This window comes from Streptomyces sp. CB02009, from assembly GCF_001905825.1.
Classification (GTDB): domain Bacteria; phylum Actinomycetota; class Actinomycetes; order Streptomycetales; family Streptomycetaceae; genus Streptomyces.
This window is the reverse complement of the sequence record NZ_LIVV01000001.1, coordinates 1,092,102-1,117,602: the sequence shown is the minus strand read 5'-3', so window position 1 is coordinate 1,117,602 and position 25,501 is coordinate 1,092,102. Positions and strand designations below refer to the sequence as shown.

The window sequence follows — 25,501 nt, the reverse complement described above, 5'->3', positions numbered from 1 at the left end:
GGCCGCGGCGGTCACGAGGTTCGCGGGCACCTCAAGGGCCACGGGGACCTCAGGGACCTCAGAGACCTCAGAGACCCGAGCAACCTCAGGCACCTCAAGGGCCACGGGCGCCTGAGCCGCCTCAGACACCCCAGCCGCCTCAAGAGCCATGGGCACCTCAGGCGCCTCGAAAGACTCAGAGGCCGGGACGCCCTCCTCATGACGCCCGGCAGACGGGTCTCCGTCCCGGAAGCGGGGGTCACTCACCACGGCGACTCCTCGGTCAGGACGGCCTCGCGGCCGTCACGCGGAAACGGAAACGGAAGGGGACACGGTGCGCCGGAGCGGCGCGGGGCGCGCCGCGGCATGCGGGTCGGCCCGACGGGGTCGGTCGCGGGGCTAGGCATCGTTCAGCCAGCGGCCGACGCAGGCGATGAGCTCGTCGGCGTCGACGGGCTTGGTCACGTAGTCGCTGGCGCCCGACGCGAGGCTCTTCTCGCGGTCGCCCGGCATGGCCTTGGCGGTGACCGCGATCACGGGCAGTGCCGCGTACTGCGGCAGCTCCCTGATCCGTGCCGTCGCGGTGTAGCCGTCCATCTCCGGCATCATCACGTCCATCAGGACGAGGGACACGGCCGGGTTGGCCAGGAGCGCCTCGATGCCCTTCCGGCCGTTCTCCGCGTGCAGGACCGTGACGCCGTGCAGCTCCAGGATGCCGGTGAGGGCGTAGAGGTTGCGGGCGTCGTCGTCGACCACGAGGACGGTCCTGCCGTGCAGGGTGGTGTCGATGGCCTGGGGTGCCGGGGCCCAGTGGTCCCCGCGAACCAGGGGCACGACGTCACCGGGCTGCTCGGCCGACAGGTGCAGGGCGATCCGCTCGCGCAGCTCGTCGAGGCTGGAGAGGAGTTCGAGCGGACGACGGCGGGCCAGCTCCTGCAGGGCGCCCTCCTCGTCGGCGGGGAGCCGGCGGTTGTTGTGCGCGAGGACCGGGACGGTACGCAGCGCCTCGTCGCCGTCCATGGCACCGAGGAAGCGCAGGGCGTCACCGTCCGCCATGTCGACGTCGAGCACGACGCAGTGGAACGGCTGGGTGGCGAGCGCGGTGGCGGCCTCCTGGGGGCCGACGACCGCGATCAGTTCGATGTCCGTCCGCTCGGCGTGCCGCCCGTCGGCGGAGAGCTGGGTGACCGCGTTCTCGGCGACGACGGCGAGGAGCCCGCGCGGGCGCTCCTCGATCACGAGGAGGCGGCGTGTCGGCCGGGCCGCCGCCGCGCCGGGTCCGGCGGGCAGCGCGGGCGAGGCGCCCGGGGCCGGTGCGGGGAGTTCGGCGGCCTCCGCCGGGCGGGCGGCGGGGACGGGCTTCTCCGTGAAGTCGGTACGGGTGACCGGCAGGTAGAACGTGAAGGTGCTGCCCTCGCCCGCCACGCTGGTGACCGTGAGGGCACCGCCGAGCAGATAGGCGATCTCGCGGCTGATGGAGAGGCCGAGACCGGTGCCGCCGTACTTCCGGTTGGTCGTCCCGTCGGCCTGCTGGAAGGCGCCGAAGATGGCCTCCAGGTTCTCGGTGGCGATGCCGATGCCGGTGTCCGTCACGCGGAAGGCGACGACGGGGCCGCCCCGGTGGACCGACACGGGGAGCTCGTTGTCCGCGGCCGGTTCGATGCGGAGTTCGACGCTGCCGTGCTCGGTGAACTTGACGGCGTTCGAGAGCAGGTTCCGCAGCACCTGCCGGAGCCGGGAGTCGTCGGTGACCAGGTCGACGGGGACACCGGCGGCGGTGGCGACCGAGAAGGCGAGGCTCTTCTGCGAGGTGAGGGGGCGGAAGGTGGCCTCGACGTAGTCGAGGAGCCTGCGCAGGGGCACGCGCTCCGGGTTGAGGTCCATCTTCCCGGCCTCCACCTTGGACAGGTCGAGGATGTCGTTGATCAGCTGCAGCAGGTCGGATCCCGCCGAGTGGATGATGCCGGCGTACTCGACCTGCTTGGCCGTGAGGTTGCGGGTCGGGTTCTGGGCCAGCAGCTGGGCCAGGATCAGGAGGCTGTTGAGCGGGGTGCGCAGTTCGTGGCTCATGTTGGCCAGGAACTCGGACTTGTACTTCGAGGCCAGCGCGAGCTGCTGGGCGCGGTCCTCGAGCTCCTGCCGGGCCTGCTCGATCTGCAGGTTCTTGGCCTCGATGTCGCGGTTCTGGGTGACGAGCAGGGCCGCCTTCTCCTCCAGTTCGGCGTTGGAGCGCTGCAGCTCCTCCTGCCGCACCTGGAGTTCCTCGGTGCGCGAGCGCAGTTCGCCGGCCAGGCGCTGGGACTCGTCGAGCAGTTCGTCGGTACGGGCGTTGGCGATGATGGTGCTGATGTTGACGCCGACCGTCTCCAGGAGCTGCTCCAGGAAGTCCCGGTGCACGGAGGTGAAGGGGCTGAAGGACATGAGCTCGATCACCCCGAGCACCTGGTCCTCGACGACGACCGGCAGCACCACGAGGCTGCCCCGGTCCGTGCTGCCGAGTCCGGAGGAGATCGTGACGTAGTCGGCGGGGACGTTCTCGGCGGCGATGGTGCGGCGGCCGCGGGCGGCCTGGCCCACGAGCGACTCCCCCAGCCGGAAGCGGTCCCGGCTCCGGTCGCCGGCGGGTCGGCCGTAGGAGCCGACGAGACCGAGCTCGACGCCGCCCTCTCCCTCTTCGGCCAGGTAGAAGGCGCCGTACTGGGCGGCGACCAGCGGGGTCAGCGCGTCCATGACGAGATCGGCGACGACGGACAGGTCCCGGTGGCCCTGCATCAGGGCGGAGATCCGGGCCAGGCTGGACTTCAGCCAGTCCTGCTCCTGGTTGGCCCGCGTCGTCTCGCGCAGCGAGCCGACCATCGCGTTGATGTTGTCCTTGAGCTCGGCGACCTCGCCCGATGCCTCGACGGTGATCGAGCGGGTCAGGTCGCCCTCGGCGACGGCGCTCGCGACCTCGGCGATGGCGCGGACCTGGCGGGTGAGGTTGCCGGCCAGCTCGTTGACGTTCTCGGTCAGCCGCTTCCAGGTCCCGGAGACGCCCTCGACCTCGGCCTGTCCCCCGAGCCGGCCCTCGCTGCCGACCTCGCGGGCGACGCGGGTGACCTCGGCGGCGAAGGAGGACAGCTGGTCGACCATGGTGTTGATGGTCGTCTTGAGTTCGAGGATCTCGCCGCGGGCGTCGACGTCGATCTTCTTGGAGAGGTCGCCGTTGGCGACCGCGGTGGTGACCTGGGCGATGTTCCGGACCTGACCGGTCAGGTTGTTCGCCATGGAGTTGACGTTGTCGGTGAGGTCCTTCCAGGTGCCGGCCACGTTCGGCACCCGGGCCTGGCCGCCGAGCTGTCCCTCGGTGCCCACCTCGCGGGCGACGCGGGTCACCTCGTCGGCGAACGCCGACAGCGTGTCCACCATGGTGTTGATGGTGTCGGCGAGCGCGGCGACCTCGCCCTTGGCCTCCACGGTGATCCGGCGGGAGAGGTCACCGCGGGCCACGGAGGTGGCGACCTGGGCGATCGAACGCACCTGCCCGGTGAGGTTGGACGCCATCACGTTGACGTTGTCCGTCAGGTCCTTCCAGGTGCCCGAGGCGCCCCGGACGGTGGCCTGGCCGCCGAGGTTGCCCTCGGTCCCCACCTCGCGGGCCACGCGGGTCACCTCGGCGGCGAAGGCCGAGAGCTGGTCGACCATCGTGTTGATGGTCGTCTTCAGCTCCAGGATCTCGCCGCGGGCGTCCACGTCGACCTTCTTGGACAGGTCGCCGGTGGCGACCGCGGTGGCGACATGGGCGATCGCCCTCACCTGAGCGGTGAGGTTGCCCGCCATGGAGTTGACGGAGTCGGTCAGGTCGCGCCAGGTGCCGGAGGCGCCCTTCACGTCGGCCTGCCCGCCGAGGATGCCCTCGGTGCCCACGTCGCGGGCCATGCGCGTGACCTCGTCGGCGAAGGAGGAGAGCTGGTCGACCATCGTGTTGATGGTGTTCTTGAGCTCCAGGATCTCGCCGCGGGCGTCCACGTCGATCTTCTGGGAGAGGTCTCCCCTGGCGACCGCCGTGGCCACCTGGGCGATGTCCCGGACCTGGGTGGTGAGGTTGCCGGCCATCGCGTTGACCGAGTCGGTGAGGTCGGCCCAGGTCCCGGAGACTCCGGGCACCGCGGCCTGCCCGCCCAGGGTCCCCTCCGTGCCGACCTCGCGGGCGACCCGGGTCACCTCGGAGGTGAACAGGGAGAGCTGGTCGAGCATCCCGTTGAACACGGTGGAGATCTCGCCCATCAGGCCCTCGGCCTCGTCGGGCAGCCGGGTACCGAAGTCACCGTCCCGCACCGCGGTGAGCCCGGCCAGGAGCTGTCGCAGCTCGGGCTCGCCCACCGCGGCCGGTCCAGGCACCACCCAGGTCGAGGAGCCTTCGGTCGTCGTGTCAGACATGCCCCATCCTCGTTCAGCAACAAGCCCGCAGTTACGGTCCGTTCGGTTTCGGTCACAGATTCGGACGCCCGCTCTCCCAGGACGACTCCGGCCGTGATCGTTGCCGTACGGCAATGATGAAGACACTACCGGTCCGTGATCGACAAGAGGAGGGCGGTGCCGAGTCATCCGGCCGGAACGCGCCGTCGGCCCGGGTTCCGGCGCCTCCCCGGGCCCCTCGGAAAGGGGCTCGGGCGGAGCCAGAGGACGGCGGGGAGGACGGGGACGCCCCCGGCGCTGCCCGCCCGAACACGCGGGCGAGCCCGGCACGCTCCGAACGGGGAGTGCCGGGCTCGTTCACGCCGGGGACCGGGGTACGGGTCACGGTGGGGGGATGGGGATACGCGGTATGGATCGCGGCGGGGAGATGGGGACTCGCGGTACGAGTCGCGGTGGGGGATGGGAACACGCGGTACGGCGCGCACGCGCCCGCCGAGAAGCCGAGAAGGAGACGGGAGCCGAGTCCCTCAGACTCGGATACGGCCTTCGAGGAGCTTGGCCACCGGTCCTCGGCGACGCCGCCGCGCCCGCCGCCCCAGCACGTACGCCAGGGTGAGCGCGGCCGCCGTGCCGGCTGCGGCACCCGCCGCCGCGGCCTGGTGCGCGCGCACGGCGGTCCAGAGCGTGTTCCCGGCGCCGCGGGCCGCCTGCGCGGCCGTACGGACCTCCTCGGGCAACGGGTCCGGAAGAACGGGCGGCTCCCCCAGGTCCGCGTAGGCCTCCACCGCGTCGGGGCCGTACGCCTCAGCCGTATCCGGGTCGTACGCCTCCGCCGCGTCGGTGTAGTCCGGCACGAGGTACGGCCCGGTCCAGGCTATCTGGTTCTGTCCGCTCTTCTCCGAAGCACTCATGGAGGCCGTCTCTCCGGATGCGCCCGGGGTAAACCTCGCGCGCCGTACCGGACCGGCTCCCCGTGCCGCTGCCGTGTGCCCCGGGACGGACCCGGGCCACGTCCGCTCAGATGGCGCCGGTGCCGCCCGAGAAGGGTCCGCCGGTGCGGTAGTGCTGGCCGATCTCCTCGCGGTACTGCCGGTCCGCGAGGTGCTTGTCGGAGACGAACTCGGGGGCGTCCTTCACCTGTTCCTTGGTCAGGGCGAGGTGGATCGTGTAGTCCTCCAGGTCGATGCGGGTCACCGCACTCGCCGGGATCAGCGCCTCCTTGCCGAAGATCCAGACGCCGGTGTCCACGACCAGGTACGAGTCGTCCACCTCGTCGGAGTGCTTGTCCACCTTGCCGATGTGCCCGTCGGTCGCCTCGACCCGCCATCCGATGAGGTCGATGCCTGCCAGGTGGCCGGATTCCGTGCTGTAGGACCAGGTGCGGTCGGTCATCAATCTCACTCCTCTGTCGCTGTACGTGGTGTCCGTCGCGGCGCCGAACGAGCGGGCCGCCTCAGAGCAGGTCGCGCCGGCTGTCTTCGGTGACCGTGGGCGCGACGGGCGGGACCACCATCCGGCGGCGGCGCAGCACGCTCGTGTACACGGCGGTTCCGAGGAAGCCGACGGCCATGAGGATCAGGCCGACCAGGTCGAGGTCGACGGCTTCGAGCTCCCAGTCGGACGCGAAGGTCAGGATCGCGCCGACGGCAATCATGATGATGAAGAGTCCCAGACCCATGGTTGCTCCCTCCCGAGGGGGTTGGACAGCGTCCGCGTACCCGGCTCTCCGGGGATCATTCACCCCCGCGGCGCACGGCGGGTTCGGGGTTCCGCGAATCCGGTGGGTGTGGGACGGCCGCGACGGGCAACACGGAGTGACAGCACACGAAGCCCGGTGGCACTCGCCCTCGACGGAAGGAAGACAGCCATGGCGTACGACATCTGGACCTACGGGGAGCGCGCGGCCCATGCGGCGCTTCTCGACCTGACCGGGTACAGGGTCGAGGCCACGGACGGGTTCGCGGGAACGGTCGACAAGCACGAGCCCACGGCCGGCCGCGCCCATGTCGTGGTGGACACGGCTCCCTGGATCCCCGGCAGACGCGTCATCGTGCCGGCGGGTGTCGTGACCTCGGTCGACCCCGACGGGGAGCGGCTCGACATCGGCTGCTCCAAGCAGCAGATCGAGGACGCGCCGCAGTTCGAGCCCGGCCCCGACCGCGACCAGGACGACGAGGAGCCGCACCGGATGGGGCTCGTCGACTACTACCTGGCGTTCTTCCGCTAGGCGATCCCCCGCAGGAACGTCCCGCCCTTGCGACCCAAGGAGACTCCCATGAGCGCCATACTCACCCGGATCAAACGATTCGCCGCCAGCCCGCAGGGCCGCAGCGCGGCGGCGTCCGTCCGCCGGGCCGCCGCCGACCCCCGCCGCCGCTCCCAGGTACAGCGCCTCCTCACCAAGCTGCGCGGCCGCCGCTGACGCCCGCTCATCCGGCCGGGCGGCCCCGGTGGAACGACGCCCCGCGCGGCACGACTGCGCGGGGCGTCGCCCTGTGCGCCGACACAGGGGCAGCGCCCCGCGGGCGTCACTGCGGTGTCGGCGCGAACGGGATGTGGTCGGGGGCCGAGCCCGCGGGGATGACCGCGTAACTCGCCTCGGGCAGTTCGTTCCACACCCCGGGCAGATCGCCCAGGGGCTCGGAGACCACGATGCGGGTCTCGTCGGAGATCTCCCCCAGGTACTCCAGTTCGGGGTGGAGGCGCCGGACGGTCTCGGCCCTGCTGCTGTAGAAGAGCGAGCGGGTCTTTCCCTGACTTGAGTAGCGGAAGGCCCAGACGCGCTCTCCGTCGCTCACGGCCACCGTCATCTGCAGGGGTTCCGGAACGCCGTGCTGCTCCCCCAGCCGCTCGACCAGGCCGGCCATCCGGGCGACCGCTCCCGGGACGTCCTGGTCGAGGCCGAAGGTGACCGCCAGGTAGAACATGACCTCGGAGTCCGTCGAGCCTTCCATGAACGGGAAGAGCACCGGGTCGACGGCCATGCACAGGTCCCGCTGCAGCCGGGGGAAGTCCGCGATGGCCCCGTTGTGCATCCACAGCCAGCGACCGTGGCGAAAGGGATGGCAGTTCGTCTGCTGGACCGCGGAGCCCGTGGAGGCGCGGACGTGGGCGAAGAACAGGGACGAGTGGACGTGCGCGGCGAGCTCTCGCAGGTTCCGGTTGTTCCATGCGGGCCCGACGTCGCGGAAGACCGCCGGTGTCCCGTCCCCGTCCGAGCCGTACCAGCCGATACCGAAACCGTCGCCGTTGGTCGACTCGACCCCCATCCGCGCATGGAGGCTCTGGTTGATCAGTGAGTGCTCCGGGCGGTAGAGCACGGCGTCGAGCAGGAGCGGAGAACCCGAGTACGCGAGCCACCGGCACATAAGGACCACATCTCCTTCAGGCCTGCTTCGAGCCGACGCAGGTCACCGCTGCCACGGATCACAGCTCCCGCAGGGCCGGCAGGAGCGTGGTCTCGGCCCAGTCCAGGAAGGCCTCCTGCCGGTCGCCGCCCACCTGGACCAGGGCGACCTCGGTGAACCCGGCGTCGCTGTAGGGGCGCACCGCCTCGACGAAGGCGTCGACGTCGTCACCGCAGGGCACGGCATCCGCGACGTCCTCGGGCCTGGTGCGCGACGATGCCTGCTCGAAGCTCGCGGGGCCGGGGAGTTCGGCGTTGACCTTCCAGCCCCCGAGCGCCCAGCGGAACTGGTCGTGCGCCCGGGCCACCGCCGCCGCGCGGTCGGGGTCGTAGGAGACCGGGAGCTGGCCCACGCACGGTTTGCCGGCGCCTCCGTACGCACCGAACGCGGTCAGCAGCTCCCTCTTCGGCTCGGTGGCGATGAGCAGGTCGCCGTGGCGGCCGGCGAGCTCGCAGGAGCGGTCTCCGGAGACGGCGATCCCGATCGGGGGCGGATCGTCGGGGAGGTCCCAGATCCTGGCGTTCTCGACGTCGAAGTGGGGGCCGTGGTGACTGACGTACCCGCCGTCGAGGAGGGAACGGATGATCTCCACGGCCTCTTCGAGCATGTCCAGGCGGACGGGAGCGGCAGGCCAGCCCGCGCCGACGATGTGTTCGTTGAGGTTCTCACCCGATCCGAGACCCAGCCGGAAGCGCCCCTGGGACAGCAGCTGCATCGTGGCCGCCTTCTGGGCGACCACCGCGGGGTGGTAGCGGAGGGTCGGGCAGGTCACGTACGTCATGAGCGGTATCCGGGAGGTCGCCTGCGCGGCGGCGCCCAGCACGCTCCACGCGTAGGGCGCGTGCCCTTGGGCCTCCAGCCAGGGGAAGGAGTGGTCGGAGATGACGGAGAAGTCGAATCCCGCCCGCTCCGCTCGCACCACGTGGTCGACGAGGTCCCGGGGGCCGGCCTGCTCGGTCATCATCGTGTACCCGATACGCACCATAAGGGGCGACTTTCCGCTTCGCGCCCCCTGAAACGTGCCGTCCGCGACCTCAGGCCGGGTGGCCGGGGGCGAGGTTCCGCACCTCTCGGTGGCGGAGCAGAGCGGGCGCCGGGCCCTCTGCCGACGGGCACACCGCCACGGGCGCCAGGAGGAATCCCACGTGGTCGCCGCCCTCGATGCGCCCCTCGATCCGGCCGGTGAACCAGGTGGTCAGCTGGTCGACGATCGGGCTGCCGCCTTCTCCGGGACGCCAGTGGACCGATGCGAACTTGTCGACCCGGTCGCCCGTCTCCTCCCCGAAGAGCTCCGCCAGTGCCCGCTGGTCCTGGTGGAGCAGGTGCACGGTGAGGTACTCGGCCTCGCGCGCGACGCGGTACGTGTGATTGGCGACCGACAGCCACACGGCGAACCTGGGCGGGTCGATGGAGCACTGCGAGGCGAACCCCACCAGGCAGCCCGCCCGCTCGCCGCCGGACGCGGCCGTGACGACGTACATCGGGCCGTCGAGTACGTCGGTGAAGGGGTCCGGGTCCGTCACGGTGCCTCCTGCGGTTCGCGCGGGTCGTGGGCCGGTGGGGCGCCGGGGCCTCGCCCGGCGCGGGCCTCACCGACCGAGGTCGAGCAGGGCGTTCTCCACGACCTCGGTGAGCGCGGGATGGATCCAGTACGGGGACTCGGCGAGCGTGGTGGCGTCGATGCCGAGGGTCGCCGCCACGACCAGGGGCTGGATGAGCGTGGAGGCCTCGGCCCCCATCAGGTGCGCGCCGAGGAGCCGCCCGGTGCCGGGCTCGGCGAGCACCTTGCAGAATCCGGTGGTGTCCTCCATCGCCCAGCCGTAGGCGACGTCGGCGTATCCGGCCGTGCCCACGACGTAGTCCAGGCCGCGGTCGCGGCACTCCTGCTCGGTGACACCGACCGAGGCGATCTGGGGCTGGGTGAAGACCGCCGCGGGTACCAGGTCGTGGTCGGCGGAGACGAGGTCGTCCGGGTGGCGGAGGTTGTGGGCGACGACCTTCGCCTCACGGTTGGCGACGTGCTTGAGGGGCACCGGTGAGCAGATGTCCCCCAGCGCGAAGACGCCTTCGGCCGTGGTGCGCTGATACCGGTCGACGCGTACCCGGCCGTCGTCGTGGGTGGCGACGCCGGCCGCTTCCAGGTTCAGCCGGTCGCTGTTCGGCGTCCGGCCCACGGCGACGAGCAGCATGTCCGCGTCGATCGTCGATCCGTCGTCCAGGCTCAGCCGCAGCGCGCCCGGCCGTCCGCCGACCCCGGTGAGCTCCCGGCCGAGCCTGAGGTCGTAGCGGGGGCGGACCAGTTCCGTGAAGCGCTCCGCGACGGTCTCGTCCTGCGGGCCGAGCAGGCGCTTCTCCTTCTCCACGAGGGTGACGGCGCAGCCCGTCTGCGCGAACACCTCGGCCAGCTCCGCGGCGATGTACCCGCCGCCGAGGACGGCCAGGCGCCGGGGAGGAGCGTCGATCCGCATGATCGTGTCGGAGGTCTCGTACGGCAGGCCCGCCTCCGCGACCGGCCCGGGGATCGAGGGCCGGCTGCCCGCCGCGACGACGATCTGCCCGGCGCTGATGTCGACGGTGCCCTGCTCGCGCTCGATCCGCAGGGTCCTGGGCCCGATGAACCGGGCGCTGCCCTCGTACACGGTGACCGAGTCCTGGTCCACGCGCCCCTGCCGGCCGCTGTCCCGTTCTGCGTCCAGCCGCCCGAAGACCCGGTCGCGCATCCGGCGCCAGCGCACGGCCCGCAGCTCGGCGTCCACGTCGTACGCCCCGGCCTCCCGTACGGTCCGGGCGACCCGCGCGGTGTACGCGAGCATCTTGCTCGGGATGCATCCGGAGTTGAGGCACGTACCGCCGAACCAGCGCTCCTCGACGATCGCCACGTCCAGGTCGGCGAACGAGTCGTCGACCACCGCGTTGCCGGATCCCGCACCGATGACGACAAGATCGTGGCGCCTCATTCGGCCCGCTCCCGGGTCCGTGTGCTCAAGGGCGTACGCAACGCGCTGCGCCCCTCGGCCCAGGCCGCGCCGATATGCTCCGCGAGGCGGTCCTCCAGATGGACGGTGGCTGCGCAGCCGAAGGCGATGTCGGCCTCCAGGGCCGGCTCGTCCGCGAGCAGTCCGTCGATGACCTCCCGGCGTACGACCTGCTCGTGCACGGCGTCCGCCTCGACGTGCTCGTCGTAGAAGCGCTCGGCGGCCCGTCCCGCCCCGCAGCGCCGCATCGCCCGGGCGAGTCGCCGGGAGCCGGGTGAGGAGGTCACCTCGACGCAGGCGAAGTGACCCACGAGGAAGCCCCGGTGGGACCGGTGGAGCCCGAAGAGGGACATGAGGTTGACGGTGGCGAGCAGTGGGGCGGGAGCCTGGTCGAGGTAGTGGCCGTACGCGGGGTCGAGGCCGAGGTCCACCATGAGGTCGGCGAAGAGCCGGGCGTGGATCCGGTCGGGGTGGCCGGCACCGAACTCGTCGAACTCGATGGCGGCCATCGCGGCCTTGGCCCGGCCCCGCAGCCGGGGGATCACCCAGACGTGCGGGTCGGCCTCCTTGAGGTGGTAGAGCGAGCGGAGAGCCGCGTACTCCCTCAATTGCCACAGCTCGCCGTTCCGTTCCAGGAAGCGGCTGAGGCTGGGGGCGGAGGCCGGCGGTTCGACGAGGAGCGGGGCGAAGGCGTCCGCGACCGACCGGGGGGCGTCGGACAGCTCGGTGCTCAGGGCGTGCAGGAAGCGGGCTTCCATGGCCTGGCGCAGTCGCAGGAGCTCCGGGTCCCATTCTCGGTCGTCGTCCACGCCGTCGAAGCCGCGGTAGTGGAGCTCGTAGAGGAGGTAGAGGGCGAGCTGGAGGTCCTCGCCCCAGGGGTCGGCCGTCAGCACGGCGCCCGGAGGGTACGTCGGGGCGCCGTTCGACCGGAGGGCCCCGGTGACGGCCGCGGACAGCGTGCCGCGCGGTTCCACCAGGCGGGGGCCGAGGGTGGCGGTGACGGCTGCGGCGCCTGTGGCGTCTACCGTGCGCCTGGTGTGTGCGGTGCTCGTGATCGAGGGCGTCATGAAGGGTTCCTGTCCTCGGGCTGCGTTACGGCGCGCTCGCGGGGGCGGTGGCTGGTGTCGCACCACGGATAGATACGGCTGCGGCGGCAGGTGCAGAGGGCGACCAGGAAGCGCTCGGAACGGGCGACCGTTCCGTCGTCGAGGACGATCTCGACCGGCCCCTCGACGAGGTCGGGTCCCTTCGGGTCCTTGGCCGTCCGGTGGGCCCTGTGGGTGGTCCCGGCGTCGCCGGGAGTGTTCCGGGGTTCAGCGTGCACGGATGACCACCAGCTCTTCCCGTTCCTCGGCCCCGGTCGCCAGGCCCGCCCGCTCCAGCCAGGACCGGCGCGAGCGCAGGACGGGCCCCCAGGGCACCGCGGCCCTGGCCGTGACGTCCGCGGCCATGCCCGCCTCGGTCAGTCGGTCGACGGTCTCCTGGGCGCCGCACATCTGGGAATGGACCAGGAGCAGGACCCCTCCGGGACGCAACAGCGCCGGAGCGTTGTCGCAGATGCGGTCGATGACGGCTCGCCCGTCCGGTCCGGCGTCCCAGGCCCGCTCCGGGCCGCGCGAGGGCGGCAGGACGTCCGGGGCCGGCACGTACGGCGGATTCGACACGACGAGGTCGAAGCGGCGACCCGCGCTGCGCGCCGCGAAGTCGCCGTGGAGGACGCGCAGGGGCAGTCGCTGGCGCAGGGCGTTCAGGCGGGCGGTGACGACGGCGGGCCAGGAGACGTCGACCGCCGTGACCCGTGCCCGCCGCCGAGCCGCGTCGAGGGCGAGTGCGCCGGTGCCCGTGCCGATCTCCAGGACCTCGCTGCCGGGCCCGAGGTCCTCCTGGGCCAGGGCGTGGGCGAGCAGACGGGTGTCCGCCTGCGGCCGGTAGACGCCGGGCAGGGCGATCAGGGCTGAGCGGCCTCCTGGCTGTGCGTCCAGGGTCAGGGCCGTACCGGACACGGGTCACCTCCATGATCGACGGAACCGATCGCCGGCGGGACGGCGCCGATCGGCTGCTCCCTGCGACTGCCCCGTGCGGAGCGGCTCATCCGCGCCGGGCCGATCTGTCGACGCGATCGGGGCGGACGGACACGAGGAGTGACGCCGAGCCGCGGCGGCGGGGTCACGGGCCACGCTCCTGGGCACGAGAGAGCCGCTCGGGTACGAGGATGTCGCCGCAGTCCAAAAACGGACCGAGCGGCTCGTACAGGTGCAGGTCGGAGCCGCAGATGCCGGTCGAGGTGACGCGGCTGCCCGGTACCGGCGGTCCCACGCGCTGCGAGCGGTCAGACCTCGCGCCACTTGGACTGGCCGAAGGAGAACGCCCCGAAGAGCGCGAGGCCGACGGCGACGGCGACCAGCAGCCACGGGCCCGCCGGGGTCTGCGCGAACGAGCGGATCGCGTCGTCCATGCCCTTCGCCTCGCCCGGGTCGGACTCGCTCGCCGCCTTCAGCGCGAAGAGGCCGACGGCGGCGAACACGAGGCCCCGTGCGACCCCGCCCGCCGTGCCCGTCACGTCCATGAAGCGGCGCTGCACCGTGGACATCCGCTGCCGTTCCAGGTGCTCGCGGTACTTGCGCAGGACGGCCCGGCCGGCGATCCACACCCCCGCGCCCAGGATGCCCGCGGCCGCCGCCCCCACCCACCACGGGCCGCCGGGGAGTGCCAGCAGGCGGCTCGTGAGGTCATGGCTCTGCCGGTCGGTCGATCCCGCGCCGCTGCCCCTGTCCCCCGTCGCGAAGGACAGGACGAGGAAGGCGGAGAACGCGTAGAAGACGAACCTGCCGGCGGACAGCGCCCGCTTGCCCGGGCGGTCGCCCTTGGGTCCGGCGGCCCCGAAGACCGCCTCCGAGAGCCGCCACAGCGCCATGCCGGCGAGGCCGACGCCGAGGGCCCAGAGCAGGACGACCCCGAACGGCGTCGAGACGACCTCCGCGAGGGCTCCGCCCCGGTCGGCCTGCTCGCTCGTGCCTGTCAGTCCGATGCGTACGGCCAGGGTTCCTATGAGGAGGTAGAGAACCCCTCGCGCTATGAAGCCCGCTCTCGCACCTGCCTGGACGACCCCGCCGCGGGCCACGTTTCTCGCTGCGGCCTTGGACGACTCTCCTGCGCTCATGACCTGTCACTCCCCTCGGGTTGGAACCTTCGGGTGCCCCGTCTTCCCGATCCCAACCAGGGCGGCCCGCTCCATGTCGTCGCGCCGGAAAAAGGGGCGTACTCGCGAGGCTGACAGTGTTTCAAGTGCCTTCGACCGGTCAGCCGAATGGAATGACCCCCATACCCGTAGACAGGAGGAATGACATGGACAGCTGGCGTGCATCCGCTGCCTGCCAGGACGTCGACCCCGATCTCTTCTTCCCGGTGGGGACCGGTGCTCCCGCTCTGGTCCAGGTGGAAGAGGCCAAGGACATCTGCCGGGGCTGCCCCGTTCGGGAGGCCTGCCTCGACTGGGCCATGGACGACTCCCGCCAGGTGACGGGGGTGTGGGGCGGTCTCGACGAGAACGAACGCCGTGCCCTGAAGCGGCGGTTGCGCAACCGGGCGGTCAAGGCGCGCTGAGGAACCGGCCGACCGGTTCCCGGCCCCGGCGCGACGTCCGGTGGCCGGGCCTCATCCCCTGGCCGATGGTGGAGCTGTGGCGCGTCGGCCTCTCCTCCCTCGGCGTATGACCTGGTCGGCGGTTGCGGGCGCACGGATGTCGAGAACGTGCCGCCTGATCCGTCCCCGGGACATCAGCGGCCACCGACGGCCGCACGAGGATGAAGGAGAGACCGGCATGGCGATTCAGCGGATGGACAACGTCGGCATCGTCGTCGACGACATGGATGCCGCCCTCGCGTTCTTCGTGGAGCTCGGGATGGAGCTGGAGGGCCGGGGGGAGGTCGAGGGCCGCTTCGCCGACCAGTGCACCGGGCTCGACGGCGTCCACTGCGAGATCGCGATGGTCCGGACCCCCGACGGCCACAGCCGGCTCGAGCTGGCGAGGTACCGCAGCCCGGCGGCGACCAGCGGCGGGCCGCACGACCGGCCGCACAACGTCCTGGGCACGCACCGCGTCATGTTCGCCGTCGACGACATCGAGGACACCGTCGCCCGCCTCCGCCCGCACGGCGCCACCCTCCTCGGCGAGATCGCGCGGTTCGAGGACAGCTATCTGCTCTGCTACGTCCGCGGCCCGGAGGGCATCATCGTCGGACTGGCCGAGCAGCTGGGCTGAGCAGGCGTCGACGGAGGATCGCCGGCCCCGCGAGGCGCAGCCCGTGCGCTGCGGCCGGTCGTCCGCCGTCAGGGACGCGGTGCCGCGGGGTCCCCTTCCGCGAGGTGGCTGGTCATGGTGGCGTTCAGGTCCACGATGAACGCTTCGAACTGCTCCAGGAGCCGGGGCGGGTAGTGCGACATCGCGGCGTCGAGACGATGGGCGAGCGGGCCGAAGAACTCGTCCGCCCGTTCCTGGATGTGCCCGCCGCTGCGGAGCGTGACGATGCGCCGGTCGGGGTGTTCGCGGGCGCGGGTGATGTGCCCGGCCGCTTCGAGGCGGTTCAGGAGCGCGGTGGTGGCGCCCGTGGACAGGGAGATCCGCTCGCTCAGCCGTGCCGGTGACAGCGGGGTGCCGCGTTCCTCCGCGGCGGCGATCTCCAGTACCGCGGTCGCGTCGGTGGAGTGCAGCCCCAGCCAGGCGGCGAAGCGGCGACTGAGCTCGGCGTAGTGGCCGCCGTAGATCCTCAGCGACTCCATCAGCCGTTCCCGCTGCTCCGCGACACCGTCGCGCACGGCTTCCTCCATGCCGACCCTCCGCCCTTCTCTTCTGTTGTGCGGTCTGTGCGGTCACCCGCTTTGACAACCTACCTCCCCCACTTTACCTTCATCGTGGAATTACTTCACGATGGAGGTATCTGGCGTGCGTGACCCTTACCCCACCCCTGACGAGGCGGCCGAGCCCTACCGGTGGCGGTGGATGATCCTGGCGGTGATGATCGTCGCGGAGATCATGGACCTCCTGGACGCGTCGATCGTCAACGTCGCGGGGCCGGACCTCGAGCGATCGCTCGGTGCCGGTTCCGTCGGGCTGCAGTGGGTGATCGGCGGCTATGCCCTCACCCTGGGTGCCGGTCTGGTCCTGGGCGGCCGGCTCGGGGACCGCTACGGCCGGCGCCGGATGTTCCTGATCGGCCTGGCGGCCTTCACCGCGAGCTCGCTGCTGTGCGCGGTCGCGCCGAACATCGAGTCGCTGATCGCCTTCCGCCTGCTGCAGGGCACCGCGGGGGCGATGCTGCTGCCCCAGGGCCTCGGCCTGCTGCGGGAGAACTTCTCGGGCCCCGAACTGACCAAGGTCTTCGCGGTCTTCGGCCCCGTCCTCGGCCTGGGCGGCATCATCGGCCCGGTCCTGGGCGGCTTCCTCATCGAGGGCGACTTCTTCGGCCTGGGGTGGCGGTCGGTGTTCCTGATCAACCTGCCCATCGGAGTCGCGACGCTGATCATCGCCGCGACGTTCGTGCCGAAGAAGGCGGGCGACCGCGCGGTACGGGTCGATGCGGCGGGCGCCGCCCTCGTCGCGGTGTCCTGCGCGCTGCTGGTGCTGCCGCTCAACCAGGGGCAGGAGGACGGATGGCCGCTGTGGACGTGGCTGTGCATGGCCGGGTCGGTGCTGGGTTTCTCCTTCTTCGCCCTCCAGCAGCGCCGGGCCGCGGCCGCGGGCCGGGGCCCGCTGGTGACCCCGGGGCTGCTGCGCAAGCCGGCCTTCACCGTCGGACTCGGCGGCATCGCCCTGTTCTTCGGCGGCCTGATCGGCACCCAGCTCGTCCTGACCCTGTTCCTCCAGGTCGGCATGCGCTTCACCGCCGGTGACGCGGGGCTCGGCAATCTGCCCCTCGCGGTGGGCACGGCGATCGGCGGAGCGGTCAGCGGTGCGTTCCTCGCCGACCGGATCGGCCGCAAGGTGCTGCAGATCGGACCGCTCGTCCAGCTGGCCGGTGCGGTGGTGCTGTGGTTCGAGCTCGAAGGCCTCGACCCCGCCGCGTTCTCCGTCTGGGACATCGTTCCCGGCACAGCCGTGGCGGGCATCGGCGCCGGCATGGTGATCGCCGCCCTGTTCAGCTTCCTCCTGGCCGCGGTCGACGACGACGAGATCGGCTCCGCCTCCGGTGTCCTGACGGCGGTTCAGGCGGTCGGCGGCTCCATCGGCGTCGCGGTCTTCGGCTCGGTGTTCTTCGCCCGGGCGAAGACCGGGGACTTCACCACCGGTTTCCACCACGCACTGATCGTCCAGGGATGCCTGCTGGTGGCCTTCCTCGCGATCACGTTCCTGCTGCCGAAGAAGGGCCGCCCCGAGGAGGAACAGCACGGCATCGCACCCGAGTCGGCTCCCGACGGCTCCGCCACCCGGGAGCACCTCGCCGTGTGAGCCACGGCCCCGGCACCTCCTGAGCGGGCTTCGCCGTCGCAGCGGCGGGATCGGGTGAACAGACGCTCGCCGCTGACCCGTACGGGTGGGATCTTTCGCTCGTGCTGGGTATCGATGCTGCTCAGATGGGGTGAAAGAGCCGCGTGCCTCGAATCCCGGGCCCCTGTGCGAGGCGTTGATGGGTCTGTGAGTACCTCAAGCACAGCCCCGATACTGCCCGCCTCGCTCACGGCCCCCGCCCTTCCCGCCGTGCACGACTCGGGCGCGGACACCGCGCCCGGCGTCATAGTCGTCGACTCCTGCACCACGCTCGGCACCACCCTCGTCATCCGCCTCGTCGGGGAGATCGACTGCTACAGCGTCGCTCCGCTGCGGGCGTTGCTGGCGTCGGCGGCGGCCGACGGATACACCGGGCTCGTCCTGGACACCGCGAGGGTCGCGTTCTGCGACTCCAGCCTCCTCGGCGTCCTCGACTGGTGGCCCCGGCGCGGACGCCGCCTCAGCCTCGCGAACCGCTCCCGGGCCGTTCGACGCCTCCTGACCGCGGCGGCCGCCGACGTCCCAGGACGGCCGGCAAACCGGGCCGACGCACTGGCCGCGGCGGCCACGTCATGACCTTCATACTCATGACCTGCGGCCCGATGCTGGCGGCGGTCCTCATGGTCCATTGGGAACCCCGCGCCCCTCGCCACGGCCGTCGCGCCGGATCCCCCGTGCCCACGCCCCGCAGAACCCTGCTGTACTGCCGCGGCGCACTCTCGCTCTCCTGCTGCTCCACTCCGTAGACGGGAAAGGCCGTGGGGGCCCGCACCGAAGTGCGGGCCCCCACGGCCCCTCGGATCTCAGCCGGGTGTGGGAGCGGTCTTGTCCAGCGTCGTGCCGTCCTCGTCCTGGGCCTCCGGCTCAGCCGGCCGGGGTGGAGCGGGCGGCGTGCGGACCAGCAGCGCGATCAGCACCGCCACGGCGCCGAGTACGGCCCCGACGCCGAACCCCCAGCGGACGCCGGTCGCCAGGGCGCCGGTGGCGCCGGCGCCCTCGGCCGCCGCCGTGGCGGCGTGTCCCGTCATGATGCTGATCACCAGGGCGGTGCCGGCAGCGGCGGCGACCTGCTGGAGCGAACCGAGAATGGCGGAGCCGTGAGGGTAGAGGTGCGGCGGCAGCACGGACAGGCCCGAGGTGAAGACAGGCGTGAAGACGAACGCCATCCCCGCGCTCAGGACCACGTGCAGGGCGAGCACCACCCACGGCGAGGTCTGTTCGCCCGTGAGCGCGAACAGCGCCAGGCACAGCGCGGTGAGTACGGCGCCGGGTACGACGAGGCGCGGTGCGCCGAACCGGTCGTAGAGCTTGCCGACCTGCGGTCCGAGCAGACCCATGGTCAGGCCGCCCGGGATGAGGAGCAGCCCGGTCTGGAGCGAGGTCAGGCCCCGCACCTCCTGCAGATAGATCGGCAGCAGCACGAACGCCCCCATGAGGGCCATGAAGGACAGGCACATCAGGGCGAGTGCCACGGAGAAGTGGCGGAACGTCAGGGCGCGCAGGTCGAGGAGCGGCGTGGACGAGCGCTGGAGCGCCAGCTGTCGCCACACGAACAGGCCCACCAGCACGGCGCCGGCCAGGGTCATGACCGGCGGGGACAGGGGGGCGTGCGCCGCGTCCCCGGCGCCGAGGCCGCTCAGCCCGTAGACCAGGGAGCCGAACCCCGCCGCCGCCAGGGGCACGGAGACCCAGTCGATCGGGACGGCCTGCGGTTCGCCGATGTTGACCAGTCTGCTCCGGCCGAAGACGGCCATGGCTCCGGCGATGGGCAGCACGGCCAGGAACAGCAGGCGCCACGACCCCAGCTGCAGCAGCACACCGGAGACCGCCGGGCCGAGTGCCGGTGCGACGGAGATGACGAGGGTGATGTTGCCCATGACCCGACCGCGGTCGTGCGGGGGCACCAGGGTCATCAGCGTCGTCATGAGCAGCGGCATCATGACGGCGGTGCCGGCGGCCTGGACGACCCGGGCGGCCAGCAGCACCGGGAAGACGGGCGCGGCCGCGGCCAGCGCCGTCCCGGCGAGGAACAGCGCCATGGCCAGGCTGAAGGCGGTGCGGGTCGTCACGCGCTGCAGGAACCACCCGGTCACCGGGATGACGACGGCCATCGTGAGCATGAAGGACGTGGACAGCCATCCTGCGGCTGCCGCGGTGACGTCGAACTCGCGCATGAGCCGCGGGATCGCGTTGACCATGATCGTCTCGTTCAGGAGGACGACGAACGTGGACAGCACGAGGATCCGCAGGACGGCGGTGACGTGGGCGGGCGAGAGGGTGGGCGTCGCGGGGAGTGCGGACATGGGGCCTTCCGTCGTGTGAGCGTCCTCCGCACGTGGCAGCTCACATCGATGGACCGTGGCGCCGGGAAGAACTCATGGGTGATGCCGATCCTGTCGGTGGCACCGCCAGAGCACAATCCAATTTTCCCGAACCCGGCGTGCGCGGCCGGCGTGCGCACCCGGCTTACGCAGCCCGACATGCGCACCCGGCGGCCCGGCGTCGGACGCCAGGAGTGGCCCGGCGTCGGACGTCAGGTGGCGGGCTTGGAGCCGAAGACCCGTTCGAGCAGGGTGTACAGGGAGTCCCTGTCCTGGTCACTGAGCCGCTCCAGGCCCTCCTGCGTGCTGCGCATCTTCGCGCGGATCGCGTCGGTGACACGCTCGCCGTCGGCCGTGAGGACGACGTTCTTCACGCGGCGGTCGGAGGCGTCGGCCTCCCGGCGCACCAGGCCGCGCTTCTCCAGCCGGTCGATGATGCCGGTCATGTTGGAGGCGTCGCAGGTCATGGTCTCGGCCAGGGAGCGCATCGCGGCGGGGCCCCGGCGCAGCACGGTCAGGGCCTTGCCCTGGCTCGCCGTGAGGTTCTCGCTCGCCGCAGCGACGGTGAAATCGCCGTAGTAGACGCCGAGCGACACGGAGAGCAGCTCCATGAGCCCGGCCGTGTCGGTGCGGAGAGCTTCTGTCATGGGGCTCACTCTAGCCCGAGATACTTGACTGTCTCAAGCATCGACCTCTACCGTCACCTCATTGCATGAAGTTATCAAGCATCAAGGTTGTCAAGTAAGTGCCACGAGGAGCGTCCCTGTGACCGTCACCGCGTCCCCCACCTCCCGCGCCGCCGAGATCCTCTCCCGGCCCGTCTCGCTGAACGGCCTCACCGTCCCGAACCGCATCGCGATGGCGCCCATGACGCGCATGTTCTCCCCCGGCGGAGTCCCCGGTGAGGACGTGCTCTCGTACTACGCCCGCCGCGCCGCCGCCGGAGTGGGCCTGATCGTCACCGAGGGAACCTACGTCGGCCACGCGTCCGCCGGGCAGAGCGACCGCGTGCCGCGGTTCCACGGCGAGGAGCAGCTGGCGGGATGGGCGAAGGTCGCCGAGGCCGTGCACGCGGCGGGCGGCACGATCGTCCCGCAGCTGTGGCACATCGGCATGGTCCGCGAGCAGGGCCAGGCCCCCTACCCCGACGCCCCTGCCATGGGCCCCTCCGGCATCCGCACCGACGGCACCGAGGGCACGGGCCAGGCGATGACCCAGAGCGATCTGGACGACGTCATCGGCTCCTTCGCCGAGGCCGCCGCGGCCGCCGAGCGCATCGGCTTCGACGGCGTCGAACTCCACGGCGCCCACGGCTACCTCCTCGACCAGTTCCTGTGGGCGGGGACGAACCGCCGTACCGACGCCTACGGCGGCGACCCCGTGGCCCGTACGAAGTTCGCGGCCGAGGTCGTGGCCGCGGTCCGCGCGAGCGTCTCGCCCGAGTTCCCGGTGATCTTCCGCTACTCGCAGTGGAAGCAGGACGCCTACGACGCGCGGCTCGCCGAGACCCCGCAGGAGCTGGAGGCGATCCTGGCCCCGCTCGCCGCGGCCGGCGTCGACGCGTTCCACGCCTCCACCCGCCGCCACTGGATTCCCGAGTTCGAGGACTCGGACCTGAACCTGGCGGGCTGGACCAAGAAGCTCACCGGCAGGCCCACCATCACCGTCGGATCGGTCGGCCTCGACGGCGACTTCATCCACGCCTTCGCGGGCGAGGGCGCCCCGGTGCAGGGCATCGACGACCTCCTCGACCGCCTGGAGCGGGACGAGTTCGACATGGTCGCCATCGGCCGCGCGCTGCTCCAGGACCCGGAGTGGGCGGCGAAGGTCCTGGCGGGTCGGACCGACGAGCTCAAGCCGTACGACGCCGCCGCCGTGAGGACGCTCAGCTGACCCCCGGACCCGTCTGACGGTTCACCGCCACAGCCGATCACCGACTGAGCCGACCGCCCCGTGCCACCTCCGGCCCGGGGCGGTCGGCTGTTGACGGCAGGCGACCGGTGACAGGTGAGCGGTGACAGGCAGCAGGCACCAGACGCCCTCCGCGCGGATCGGGGTCCGACGGCTCCCTCTGTTGCGCAGGGACTGCGGGAACATGAACGGGATGAACAAGCTGTGACCGGCGGTCACAGAAAGATCCGGATCGCCCGGGCAGCGGCTAGCGTCCGTGCCAGAGCCGTTCCGAGGAGCCACCGCCACACGGAACCAGGGGCCGGGCCGCACCATCGGCCGGCACCGCAACGGCTGGTCCCCCGCGTCGGCCGATCCCACCCCTTCGGCTGCTTCCGCGTCGACGCCGGTTGCGCGTCGTCGGCCGGTCCCATCCGGCCGGCAGGACCCGCGTCGCCCACCGGTCACACCCGGTCGGCAGGACCCACAGCGCCCGGACCCCGCGCCGCGCCCGCCGCCCTCGTGGTGCTCACCGGCAGCGCGCGGCGCGTCCCACGGTCCGCCGCGTTCCGCAGCCGTCTCCGCCTCCGCCCTCCCCGTCCCGAGGACTTCCGATGCCGTTCTCCCTGCCCGCCGGCGGGCGCCGCCTCGCCGTGCTCGCCTCCGCCCTGGCCGTGGCCCTCAGCGCCGCCGGCCTCACGGGCGCCTCCGCCGCCGACCCGGCCGCCTCCTTCGGTCCCCCGCCGCCGCAGAACCCGGTCACCGCGGCCAACGGCGCCGCGACGATGCACGGCGACAGCGCCTCCAGCGGCACCACGCCCTACCCGGGGCCCGGCACGGCCGCCGTCACGTACTCCCGTACGGCCCTCGCCTCGGCCTGCCCCACCGTGGTCGTGGGAAGCGACGGCTACGTGGTCGCCCTCTGCACCACGATCTTCGGCCAGACGCCCACCGTCCACCTGCTCGACCCCGCGACCGGCGCCGACCTCGCGTCGCTCGCCCTGCCCAAGGGCAGTCTGTTCGGCGGGGTCTACGCCTACCTCGACCACGCGGACCGTCTGGTCGTCGTCGACGGCGACAACGATCTCGTCCGCATCGGCCACCAGCGCACCGGATCCTCGTGGACCCTCCGGATCGACCAGAGGACACCCCTGGGCAACGCCGTCCCCGCCGGGGACAACATCGTCGGACTCACCCCCGCCTGGGACGGCAGGGTCTGGTTCGCCACCAGCGGCGGTGTGATCGGGACCGTCGACACCGGCACCGGCGCCGTACGCAGCATCAGCACCGGCGAAGGCGTCCAGAACAGCATCTCCACGGTTCCGGGCCGTACCGCCGTCGCCACCGACCACGCCCTCTACCTCCTGTCGGCCGCCCCCGACGGAACACCCGTCGTGGACTGGCGGGCGCCCTACGACCGCGGCCCGGCCCGCAAGCCCGGCCAGCTCAGCTGGGGCACCGGGACCACCCCGAGCTTCTTCGGGCCGGGCAACGGCACCGAGTACGTCACCATCGTCGACAACGCCGCCCCTCACGGGAACCTGCTCGTCTACCGCGCGGCCGGCGGGCCCGAGCCGATCTGCCGCGTCCCCGTGCTCACCCAGTACGCCCGCAGCGGCACCGAGGACGCCGTGATCGCCTCCGGCCGCAGCGTCTTCGTCACCAACACCTACGGCTACCCCTACCCGGCCCTGCCCGAGGGCGCTCCTGCGAGCGAGCCCTCCTCCGCGAACTTCGACGGTGGTCTGAGCCGGATCGACGTCAACGCCCAGGGAACGGGCTGCGAGGTGGTGTGGAACAGCAAGGTGAAGTCCGCCGCCCTGCCCCGGCTCTCGCTCGCCGACGGAAAGATCTACACCGTCTCCGTGACCGGACCGACCGGCAGCGCCGGCCTCAACACCTTCGCCCAGTACCACCACGCCGTCCTCGACCCGGCCACCGGTGCCCAGCTCGGCAGCTCCTACCTGGGCATCGGGCTGGTCTACAACCCGCTCCAGATGCGCGGGACGGCCGCCCCCGACGGCACCCTCTACCAGGGCACCGAGACCGGCGTCGTCCGCATCTCCAAGCGCTGAGCGGGAGACGTACCGGACGGTGGTGCACAGCAGTACGGTTTTCCACCCCGCCTCACTCCGCCTCACCCCGCCCGGCGACGCCCGGAATCGCCCGGCAACGCCCGTTCGGGCAGCCGACGTTCACATCGGCCGGGGTGGGGCGGGGCGGGCGGGCGAGGGGGCGCATTCACCCGATGTGACCGGAAGGCCTGGTGCGCCTCGACCCGCTGTGGTTATCTGGGGCCATGACCGTACTCGTGACCCGTCGCCACGTCGACTACGTGCGTGTCACGACCACGGGCTGTCCCGTCACCGGCTGACGCGACGCCGCGCGGCATCGCCCCGCGCCCCCTCTGCGCACGCTTCCCGCGCGCCCCTCGCACGCCACCACGTCGCGCCCGACCACATCGGCTCGCGCGCCTGCTGGTCGCTGCTGTCATCACCGTCACCCATGTCGTCGCCGTCTTCGTCGTCGCCGTCGTCGCCGTCGTCACTGTCGGGCGAAGCGCAGAACACTCTCGTGCCGGAACTCCGATCTCCCGGCCGATCTCCCGGCGGATCCCCCGCCCGCCTCCCCCATCAACTCCCCTCGACCCACCCGGAGGAGACCCATGAGCCAGCCCATCGACGCCCCCACCGCAGGCCACACCCCCGAGAGCGAGCCCGCCGGAGCCGAGACGCCCGCCTGGTCCTTCGAGACCAAGCAGCTCCACGCCGGCACCGCCCCCGATCCGGCGACGGGCGCCCGCGCGGTGCCGATCTACCAGACCACCTCCTTCGTCTTCCGCGACACCCAGCACGCCTCCGACCTCTTCTCCCTCGCCGAGCCCGGGAACATCTACACCCGCATCCACAACCCCACCCAGGACGCCTTCGAACAGCGGATCGCCGCCCTGGAAGGCGGCGTCGCCGCCGTCGCCGTCGCGTCCGGGCAGGCCGCGGAGACCCTCGCGATCCTGAACCTTGCCTCGGCCGGTGACCACATCGTCTCCAGCGCCTCCCTCTACGGCGGCACGTACAACCTGTTCCACCACACGCTGCCGAAGTTCGGCATCGAGGTGTCGTTCGTGGAGGACCCCGACGACCTCGACGCCTGGCGGGCCGCCGTACGGCCGCACACCAAGGCCCTGTTCGCCGAGACCCTCGGCAACCCGCGCGGCAACGTCCTCGACGTCCGGGGTGTGGCCGACATCGCGCACGCCGCGGGTCTGCCGCTCATCGTCGACAACACCGTGCCCACTCCGTACCTGCTGCGCCCCATCGAGCACGGGGCGGACGTCGTCGTGCACTCGGCCACCAAGTTCCTCGGCGGACACGGCACCACGCTCGGCGGTGTGGTCGTCGACGCGGGCACCTTCGACTTCGGCGCTCACCCCGAGCGCTTCCCCGACTTCAACGAGCCCGACCCCAGCTACCACGGGCTTCGCTACTGGCCCGACCTCGGCGCGGCGGCGTACGCGGTCAAGCTGCGGGTGCAGCTGCTGCGCGACCTCGGGCCCGCCATCGCACCGCACTCGGCGTTCCTGCTCCTGCAGGGCGTGGAGACGCTGAGCCTGCGTCTCGAGCGGCACTCGGAGAACGCCCAGGCACTGGCCGAGTGGCTCGAACAGCGTGACGAGGTCTCCGCGGTGCACTACCCCGGTCTGGCGTCCAACCGCTGGTACGAGGCGGGGCGCCGCTACCTGCCGCGCGGCGCCGGTGCGGTGCTCGCGTTCGAGCTGCGGGGCGGCATCGAGGCGGGCCGGCGGTTCGTGGACGGTCTGGAGCTGTTCAGCCACCTCGCGAACATCGGTGACGTACGCAGCCTCGTCATCCACCCCGCCTCCACGACGCACAGTCAGCTCGACGCGGCGCAGCTCGCCGCGACCGGCACCACTCCGGGGCTGGTGCGGCTGTCGGTGGGCATCGAGAACCCGGCCGATCTGAAGGCCGACCTGGAGGCAGGTTTCCGCGCCGCGAAGGAAGCGTCCTGAACCCCGCCTCAGCCGCCTCG

24 protein-coding genes and 1 pseudogene are annotated in these 25,501 nt (G+C 71.8%); 9 read left to right on the top strand and 16 right to left on the bottom strand.

Annotation, left to right across the window (positions count from 1 at the left end; translation table 11 throughout):
• Positions 1-378: 378 nt before the first annotated feature.
• From AMK27_RS04965 to AMK27_RS04950, 4 genes are all read right to left on the bottom strand, one after another.
• Positions 379-4,398 (bottom strand): HAMP domain-containing protein, encoded by a 4,020-nt coding sequence (locus AMK27_RS04965; RefSeq protein WP_073902760.1) that lies wholly within the window; start codon positions 4,396-4,398, stop codon positions 379-381.
• Between the two features lie 506 nt (positions 4,399-4,904).
• Positions 4,905-5,288 (bottom strand): hypothetical protein, encoded by a 384-nt coding sequence (locus tag AMK27_RS04960; protein WP_073902759.1) that lies wholly within the window; start codon positions 5,286-5,288, stop codon positions 4,905-4,907.
• 106 nt (positions 5,289-5,394) lie between these two features.
• The gene (locus tag AMK27_RS04955; protein ID WP_073902758.1) at positions 5,395-5,769 is read right to left on the bottom strand and encodes a hypothetical protein; all 375 of its coding nucleotides are present in this window, start codon (positions 5,767-5,769) and stop codon (positions 5,395-5,397) included.
• 61 nt (positions 5,770-5,830) lie between these two features.
• Positions 5,831-6,055: a DUF6458 family protein gene (locus AMK27_RS04950; protein WP_073902757.1), complete on the bottom strand. Its 225-nt coding sequence runs from the start codon at positions 6,053-6,055 to the stop codon at positions 5,831-5,833.
• 189 nt (positions 6,056-6,244) lie between these two features.
• Between AMK27_RS04950 and AMK27_RS04945 the strand changes: the two genes are divergently transcribed.
• Positions 6,245-6,604, top strand: a complete 360-nt coding sequence (locus AMK27_RS04945) for a hypothetical protein (protein WP_073902756.1) — start codon at positions 6,245-6,247, stop codon at positions 6,602-6,604.
• Between the two features lie 48 nt (positions 6,605-6,652).
• Complete coding sequence (locus tag AMK27_RS42940; RefSeq protein ID WP_198955795.1) at positions 6,653-6,799, top strand: hypothetical protein; 147 nt, start codon at positions 6,653-6,655, stop codon at positions 6,797-6,799.
• Between the two features lie 106 nt (positions 6,800-6,905).
• Here the strand turns inward: AMK27_RS42940 and AMK27_RS04940 are convergent, their stop codons facing one another.
• The 9 genes and pseudogenes from AMK27_RS04940 to AMK27_RS04905 all read right to left on the bottom strand — a co-directional run bounded on the left by AMK27_RS04940 (position 6,906) and on the right by AMK27_RS04905 (position 13,919).
• On the bottom strand, positions 6,906-7,745 hold the full coding sequence (locus AMK27_RS04940; RefSeq protein ID WP_073902755.1) for a class II glutamine amidotransferase: 840 nt from the start codon (positions 7,743-7,745) through the stop codon (positions 6,906-6,908).
• A gap of 58 nt (positions 7,746-7,803) precedes the next feature.
• Entirely contained in the window at positions 7,804-8,769 is a 966-nt protein-coding gene (locus tag AMK27_RS04935; RefSeq protein ID WP_073902754.1) for an LLM class F420-dependent oxidoreductase, read from the bottom strand.
• Positions 8,770-8,818: 49 nt separating this feature from the next.
• Positions 8,819-9,307, bottom strand: coding sequence for a flavin reductase family protein (locus AMK27_RS04930; RefSeq protein WP_198955794.1), 489 nt, complete (start codon positions 9,305-9,307; stop codon positions 8,819-8,821).
• A 66-nt stretch (positions 9,308-9,373) separates the two neighbouring features.
• Entirely contained in the window at positions 9,374-10,741 is a 1,368-nt protein-coding gene (locus AMK27_RS04925; protein WP_073902753.1) for a mycothione reductase, read from the bottom strand.
• Complete coding sequence (locus tag AMK27_RS04920; protein ID WP_079188193.1) at positions 10,738-11,826, bottom strand: iron-containing redox enzyme family protein; 1,089 nt, start codon at positions 11,824-11,826, stop codon at positions 10,738-10,740. Before AMK27_RS04920 ends, AMK27_RS04925 begins: the two co-directional genes overlap by 4 nt.
• The gene (locus tag AMK27_RS04915; RefSeq protein WP_073902752.1) at positions 11,823-12,083 is read right to left on the bottom strand and encodes a CDGSH iron-sulfur domain-containing protein; all 261 of its coding nucleotides are present in this window, start codon (positions 12,081-12,083) and stop codon (positions 11,823-11,825) included. The genes AMK27_RS04920 and AMK27_RS04915 overlap by 4 nt, the downstream gene beginning before the upstream one ends.
• Positions 12,073-12,762 carry a HemK2/MTQ2 family protein methyltransferase gene (locus AMK27_RS04910; RefSeq protein WP_241847302.1) on the bottom strand — a complete coding sequence of 230 codons (690 nt, stop codon included), beginning with the start codon at positions 12,760-12,762 and terminating at the stop codon, positions 12,073-12,075. The genes AMK27_RS04915 and AMK27_RS04910 overlap by 11 nt, the downstream gene beginning before the upstream one ends.
• A gap of 166 nt (positions 12,763-12,928) precedes the next feature.
• Positions 12,929-13,051 (bottom strand): annotated as a pseudogene (locus tag AMK27_RS44460) (glutathione-dependent formaldehyde dehydrogenase); the annotation flags it as partial.
• 37 nt (positions 13,052-13,088) lie between these two features.
• A complete protein-coding gene (locus AMK27_RS04905) occupies positions 13,089-13,919 on the bottom strand; it encodes a DUF1206 domain-containing protein (protein ID WP_073902751.1) in 831 nt (276 codons plus the stop codon).
• A 185-nt stretch (positions 13,920-14,104) separates the two neighbouring features.
• Here AMK27_RS04905 and AMK27_RS04900 point away from each other — a divergent pair, with 185 nt between their 5' ends.
• Together AMK27_RS04900 and AMK27_RS04895 are read left to right on the top strand one after the other, a co-directional pair.
• Positions 14,105-14,362, top strand: a complete 258-nt coding sequence (locus AMK27_RS04900) for a WhiB family transcriptional regulator (protein WP_073902750.1) — start codon at positions 14,105-14,107, stop codon at positions 14,360-14,362.
• Between the two features lie 217 nt (positions 14,363-14,579).
• The gene (locus AMK27_RS04895; protein ID WP_073902749.1) at positions 14,580-15,020 is read left to right on the top strand and encodes a VOC family protein; all 441 of its coding nucleotides are present in this window, start codon (positions 14,580-14,582) and stop codon (positions 15,018-15,020) included.
• A 68-nt stretch (positions 15,021-15,088) separates the two neighbouring features.
• Here AMK27_RS04895 and AMK27_RS04890 read toward each other — a convergent pair whose 3' ends face one another.
• Positions 15,089-15,586 (bottom strand): MarR family winged helix-turn-helix transcriptional regulator, encoded by a 498-nt coding sequence (locus AMK27_RS04890; RefSeq protein WP_073902748.1) that lies wholly within the window; start codon positions 15,584-15,586, stop codon positions 15,089-15,091.
• Between the two features lie 115 nt (positions 15,587-15,701).
• Here AMK27_RS04890 and AMK27_RS04885 point away from each other — a divergent pair, with 115 nt between their 5' ends.
• Both AMK27_RS04885 and AMK27_RS04880 read left to right on the top strand, forming a co-directional pair.
• A complete protein-coding gene (locus AMK27_RS04885) occupies positions 15,702-17,204 on the top strand; it encodes an MFS transporter (protein ID WP_073902747.1) in 1,503 nt (500 codons plus the stop codon).
• Positions 17,205-17,390: 186 nt separating this feature from the next.
• Complete coding sequence (locus AMK27_RS04880; RefSeq protein WP_073902746.1) at positions 17,391-17,819, top strand: STAS domain-containing protein; 429 nt, start codon at positions 17,391-17,393, stop codon at positions 17,817-17,819.
• Between the two features lie 227 nt (positions 17,820-18,046).
• Here AMK27_RS04880 and AMK27_RS04875 read toward each other — a convergent pair whose 3' ends face one another.
• Together AMK27_RS04875 and AMK27_RS04870 are read right to left on the bottom strand one after the other, a co-directional pair.
• Complete coding sequence (locus tag AMK27_RS04875) at positions 18,047-19,546, bottom strand: DHA2 family efflux MFS transporter permease subunit (RefSeq protein ID WP_073902745.1); 1,500 nt, start codon at positions 19,544-19,546, stop codon at positions 18,047-18,049.
• Between the two features lie 230 nt (positions 19,547-19,776).
• Positions 19,777-20,211: a MarR family winged helix-turn-helix transcriptional regulator gene (locus tag AMK27_RS04870; protein WP_241847301.1), complete on the bottom strand. Its 435-nt coding sequence runs from the start codon at positions 20,209-20,211 to the stop codon at positions 19,777-19,779.
• A 118-nt stretch (positions 20,212-20,329) separates the two neighbouring features.
• Here AMK27_RS04870 and AMK27_RS04865 point away from each other — a divergent pair, with 118 nt between their 5' ends.
• The 3 genes from AMK27_RS04865 (at position 20,330) to AMK27_RS04850 (ending at position 25,481) form a co-directional block, all read left to right on the top strand.
• Positions 20,330-21,457: an NADH:flavin oxidoreductase gene (locus tag AMK27_RS04865; RefSeq protein ID WP_073902744.1), complete on the top strand. Its 1,128-nt coding sequence runs from the start codon at positions 20,330-20,332 to the stop codon at positions 21,455-21,457.
• Between the two features lie 611 nt (positions 21,458-22,068).
• Positions 22,069-23,529, top strand: coding sequence for a hypothetical protein (locus AMK27_RS04860; protein ID WP_073902743.1), 1,461 nt, complete (start codon positions 22,069-22,071; stop codon positions 23,527-23,529).
• A 590-nt stretch (positions 23,530-24,119) separates the two neighbouring features.
• Positions 24,120-25,481, top strand: coding sequence for a bifunctional o-acetylhomoserine/o-acetylserine sulfhydrylase (locus AMK27_RS04850; protein WP_073902741.1), 1,362 nt, complete (start codon positions 24,120-24,122; stop codon positions 25,479-25,481).
• Positions 25,482-25,501: the final 20 nt, after the last annotated feature.